Origin of the sequence: Mycobacterium sp., from assembly GCF_035633495.1 — a bacterium.
In the GTDB taxonomy this organism is placed as follows: Bacteria; Actinomycetota; Actinomycetes; order Mycobacteriales; family Mycobacteriaceae; genus Mycobacterium.
In genome coordinates this window covers 1-5,249 of the sequence record NZ_DASQEU010000142.1, presented here as the reverse complement: position 1 = coordinate 5,249, position 5,249 = coordinate 1, and the positions used below count along the sequence as shown (strand labels likewise).

Here is a 5,249-nt window from a genome sequence, read left to right as displayed (position 1 = left end):
CCCTGCTGCCAGCCGGGGGGTGGCTGTTGAGGGTTGTATCCCGGTTGGCCGGACGGCTGACCATGATTTGGTGGCGGACCAGGCTGTTGCGGTGGTTGCCATCCATCTGGGGGAGGTGTGCTCATGCGCGCCCACCTGTGGCTGGCAAATGCATTCCCGCTCCCCCGCAAGATCCGCTAATCACGCACCGAAGTTTACCGACGCACGTACTCAATGAGCCTAGGACAGGAATCGTCGGGTCCCGCGCACTACTTAAAGAGGAATGCCCGTACCGGCGCGGTCGCTAGGCGTCGCCTCATGCGTGCGCGCCTATGCGAGCAAGACGACGACGGCCGCGGCGATGATGACGACCACGAACACCCCGATGCCGACCAAGAGCCAGCGGCCGTTGCCCTCCGATGGCGTGGGCCCGCCGTGGTGCGTCCACGTCCCCTGCTCCCAGCCGGGCGGCGGTGGCTGCTGCTTGGGCTGGACACCGTCGGGTCGAACGGCTGACCGAAAGGCTGACCCTGTTCGGCGGGCGTGGACTCCCACTGCTGTGGTGACGACCACCCGTCCTGAGGAGGCATGCTCATCCGCGTGTTCCCTCAACTACCCGGTACATGTTGCGCACCCCCATAACGATCACTAGTGACGCGTCGACCTGCCGACACCCACACGTCTTCACCGTAAGTCGAAATCCAGCTGACCCGTGCACCAAAATGCCCCAAATCTCCAACCCTCCACTTCAGGGGCCGCCGAGTCGACGCCTCGTTCACGCGGCCCGCTGCGGCAGGCTCTGGTCGATCGCTCTTCCGCTCCCGGTGCTAGTCGTTGGCGTCATTGAGTTCCGACTTGATCTCTGCGACGACGGAGTCGATCCGTTCCCGATCGGCCTCGATCGACTCCGATGCATCTGCTCCCGCGTTCTGGAGGGCTTCGTTCACTCTCGCCGCGACGGTGTCGGCGCCGAGCCGTAACAGTCCGTCCTCGATGAACACCTCTGTCAACCAATGGTGCCCGTTCAACGTCACCTCGACCGTCTCGGCCTCGTCGGTCGCGGTGAACGATTCGGCCGCCATCTTGTCGAGCTGCTCGTCCATCAACGACTGCAGACGTTGGGCCTGCTTCAGCACGGCCGCCACCTGCGGGTGCATGTCCTCGGTCACTTCGAATCCTTGGGATCCTGAACGGTTCTGCGCTTGCGAGCCCCGATGACCTCTTCGGTGTACTCACGATCCTCGACGTAGAGATCCTCGTCCGGCGAGAGCCCGGGCGTTCGCCGCTTCTCCTTGCCGCCCTGGGCCTGACCGCAGTGGGCGCCACCCATTCCGCCACCCATTCCGCCGCCCATCGCGCCGCCGGGTCCGCCTGCCGCCGCAGGGGTGCCACCCGCGCCGCCGACCCCCGCTGGCCCCGGCCCCACCGACACCCCACCAACGTTGGGCTGCAACGGCATCGAACCCGGGCCGCCACCCGCTCCGCCCCCGGAACCGCCGCCTGCGCCACCACCCGCGTCCGCTGCGGCCGGGTGCAAGCTGGGGTCGTCGGGCAAGGTGGGCATGTCTTCGGGTCCGCCGCCGGGCAGGCTTGGTAGGCCCCCGCTCGGGGAGCCACCGGAGGGCGCGCCACCGCCCGGTGGCGAGCCACCACCAGATGGCGAACCGCCACCAGCCGGAGACTCACCTCGCTGCGGCGCTCCGCCGGCGGCTTGGTCCGCAGTCAGCGGCGACGCATTCGGCCGCGGCATCGACGACGTCTGCCCACCTCCCCCTCCGCCACTTCCGGGGGCCGTCTCAGGATTCGAGCCGGGACCGGATTGGTGCGGGTTGCCATTCCCCGTCACGGGTACGGTCGGAACGCCGCTCGGCGGTGGCATCGGTGGGTTCACTCGTTGCGGCGCAGCCTCTTTCGAGTAGCCGTCGATGATCTCATCGGACTCCCGCTGCAGCTTCTCCATTTCCAGGCCCAGGGTGTGGGCTGCGCTGCCACCGTTGGCGATCGCTGCGATCATCTGACTCTTCAGCAGCTCGTAGTTCTGATAGACGGGGGTGTGATTGAGCAGCGCCTTGACGTGCGCGTCCGAGATTCGCATCGCCTCGCCCGCCAGCTTCTGCCACGATTCCCCGAGCTGCGAAAGCCACTCGGCGTAGGAGGCGAACTTCGCGTATGCCTGGTCGGCGGCCTCGCCTTCCCAGTTCTCGATCTTGACCTTGAACTGTTGGGACGACGCCTGCATCGCGTTCCCGTTCGCCATCCACTGCGCAGCCGCCTCGCGTAGCGAACCACCATGATCACCCGCCGACAGCTTCTGCTGCGCCACCTCGACGTCGCCGATCTCATCGGCCGTCATTCCGAGGGGACTTCCCATGGGGGCGGGCATCGTCGGCGCGGGGATGGCGTTGGTCTTGGGCATCTGAGGTTCGGAGGCGCCGTTGACGTTCGCCGCGGCGGACGCGTCGACGAGGTCATAGGCTTCTGCCACTGACTGCAACGTCTCCGCCAGGCGGTCGCCCTCGCGATCGCCGTAGTCCTGGTTGCGATAGAGGAAGCTGGCGTTCTGGGTCAAGTTGTCGACAGCGGTCTTGGAGAGCGTCAGCTGGTCCGGCGGGATCACGATCGCGTTGTTCATCGGATTGCTGAACTGAATGTTGTTGATCTCCAGCGCTTTCGTGCGCAGATCCTGCGTGATGACCTTCACTTCACCATCCGGCACGAGAGCTCCTCACTCCAACGCGCGGGCATTCAGCGCGTACCGAATCCGGGTTCATTGCTCCAGCGCCATCTGGTAGCGACTTTCCTCGCGCGGGTTGATCAGTCGGATCGGCAGCTGGCGATGGCGCGGCGTGTCGATGAAGTTGTGCCGCAACACGACTCGGCCGACACCGGGATGCGGCCCCAGGTAGGTGGTCGAGTGCGGCCAGGCGATCTTGGCGACGTTCCCGACGCGGGCGTTGATGAACCCGGCGAACTCCCGGAACTGCGGACCGAGCGTGACGATCGCACCGGCCGCGGCCGAGCGGATGACGAACTGCGTGAAGAGTCGTGCGTCGCCGAGGTTGATGCTGACGTCGACGTCGTCGAACGGCATGTACACCGGATACCGATCGGCCGTCTCGCCGACGAGGACGCCGGCCGAACCGATCGGCAACTCGTAGTGCCGATCGGTGGTCGGACTCTCGCCGTGCAGCGCGGCGCGTTGACCGCCGAAGAGGCACGAGAACCCGCGCGGAGTCGACGGTACCGCCAGGGTCGTCAGCAGGACCGTCGTCGTTGGGGCGGTTCCGGGGCGGATACGGACGCGGGTGATGGTGTGGTCGGCGCGCGCCGACCACCAGAGGTCCGGACCGCCAGGCGCGGTGTACGCGGCCGTGAACGCGCTGCGGCCCTTGATAAGTGACCACGCTTCGCGTTCGAAGCTGATCTCAGTGGCCCGGTCGAAGTCGTCGAAGCTGCGGCCGCACCGTGCGTCGATGCCCGTGCTGGCCAGATGATCTGCGATGCGCGTCGTCGATGCCACCAGATAGCGCGCCAGCCCCGCGACGCCTGCCTCGCGACGGAGGGCCGACCGGCGCGTCTCCTCTGGCTTGGCGCGCAGCACGATCCAGGTCCGCCGGTTGGCCGGTGCCGGGTAGGGGCCGACGACCTGCTCGTAGAGCGCGACGAGGCTCGATGGCGCCGTCTTCCCGACGCGATACCCCGCCGAAACGACGTCGGCCTCGAGATCGGGACAGTACGTGGAGATCAGCTTCTCGACCAGTTGGGTGTCCAACACGTCGTCGGTGAACGCCTCGCCCGAGACGATGACCGTCGGCGTGAACGGGCGCGCGACGAGTTCGATGATGGCGACCAGGTACTCGCCCTGCCACCGAACTGCGACGTGATCGCCCGGCATCACGGTCGCTCCGACCGCCGGTGCCGACGGCGCCGCCGGGGCCACCTGGTGCCGTCGCCGCCAGGAGAAGACCGCCGCGATCCAGCCGGTGGCGCGTCGGCCACGCACGGTGAGTGTCGTTGCGACGGCGATCAATACGGCCAGCAAGATGGCCAGCCACATCAGGTCGATGCGGATGAAGAACACCAGGGACGCCGGGATCAGGACGGCTGCCCAGAGCAGGTGGCCCGTCGTGATTCGGAGTCCGAAGATCGACAGCAGCTTCTTCATCGGCGCCTCAGCGCGCGCCGGGCGAGCGCGATGATGCCCAGGGCCACCGCCAGGCTGACCCCGGTCACGACGACCATCGTGATGGGGCCGCGGTCGGGCGGCGGGATGAACACGGGCGGCGGAAGCTGCTGCACCTTGTACGACACCGTCTTCGGCCCGGGTGGGACGTCCCACGTCAACGCGGCGACGGGATCGATCACCCCGGCGCCGACGTAGTTGTCGACGCCACCGCCGGGATGCCTTGCCGTGGCTGTGATTCGGTACATGATCTGCGCCGGCGTCAGGTCGGCGAACCGCTGCCGGAGCATCGCGGCCAGACCTGAGACGTACGCAGCGGCGAACGAGGTTCCATTGATCGGGATCGGGCCGTCCTGGCCCTGCAGCGCGTTGACGGGGTTGCCGTCGTAACCCAGCGCGACGATGTTCTCCGCGGGCGCGGCCGCGCCCACCCACGGCCCGGACATGGAGAAGGTGCTGGGCTGGCCGGTCTCGCCGATGCCGCCGACGGTGAGCACCAGCGGCGAGTACCACGCAGGCGAGACGATGGTCTGCACCTGCTTCCAGCCGCGCGGATCGGAGGGAGTCGCCGCGTCGGGAGCCGGGTTCTGGGTACAGTCCTGTCCCGTGTTGCCCGCCGCGACGATGACGACGGCGCCCTTGGCGTTGACCGCGTATTCGACTGCGGCGCCGAGAGTCTTCTCGTCGATCGGTCGGGTTATCTTGTAGCAGGCGGCTTCACTGATGTTGATCACCTGAGCGCCCAGGTTGGCAGCGTGCACGATCGAGCGGGCCAGGCTGCGCAACGAACCCGCGGTCTGGGTGGTGTTGGGGTCGTTCGGGTCGGTTCGCGCACCCACCGGCTGATAGTTGTCCGACGTCTGCCGCAGCGAGAGCAGTCGGGCGTCGGGTGCGACGCCGATGAAGCCGTCGCTCGGAGAGGGCCGCCCGGCGATGATCGACGCGGTGAGCGTGCCGTGGGAGTCGCAGTCGTTCATGCCGTCGCCGGCCTTGTCGACGAAGTCGCCGCCGGGCAGGGCGGGGACGCGCGGCGAGCCGTTCACCCCGGTGTCGATGACGGCGACAGTTACTCCGGCACCGGTTGCAA

Annotated in this window: 5 protein-coding genes; all 5 read right to left on the bottom strand. The window is 67.6% G+C overall.

The window, feature by feature from the left end; all coding sequences use genetic code 11:
* Positions 1–309: 309 nt before the first annotated feature.
* On the bottom strand, positions 310–552 hold the full coding sequence (locus VET27_RS20795; RefSeq protein WP_526521512.1) for a hypothetical protein: 243 nt from the start codon (positions 550–552) through the stop codon (positions 310–312).
* 254 nt (positions 553–806) lie between these two features.
* Positions 807–1,148, bottom strand: coding sequence for a YbaB/EbfC family nucleoid-associated protein (locus VET27_RS20790; protein ID WP_526521511.1), 342 nt, complete (start codon positions 1,146–1,148; stop codon positions 807–809).
* Positions 1,145–2,695 carry a PPE domain-containing protein gene (locus tag VET27_RS20785; protein ID WP_526521510.1) on the bottom strand — a complete coding sequence of 517 codons (1,551 nt, stop codon included), beginning with the start codon at positions 2,693–2,695 and terminating at the stop codon, positions 1,145–1,147. The genes VET27_RS20790 and VET27_RS20785 overlap by 4 nt, the downstream gene beginning before the upstream one ends.
* 51 nt (positions 2,696–2,746) lie before the next feature.
* Positions 2,747–4,144, bottom strand: a complete 1,398-nt coding sequence (gene eccE, locus VET27_RS20780; protein WP_526521509.1) for a type VII secretion protein EccE — start codon at positions 4,142–4,144, stop codon at positions 2,747–2,749.
* On the bottom strand, positions 4,141–5,249 hold a 1,109-nt coding region (gene mycP / locus VET27_RS20775), incomplete at its 5' end, for a type VII secretion-associated serine protease mycosin (protein ID WP_526521508.1). The genes eccE and mycP, both read right to left, overlap by 4 nt.

Coding starts and splice junctions, on each gene's coding strand:
- eccE (WP_526521509.1), bottom strand. CDS start 4,144: ATGAAGAAGCTGCTGTCGATCTTCGGACTCCGAATCACGACGGGCCAC.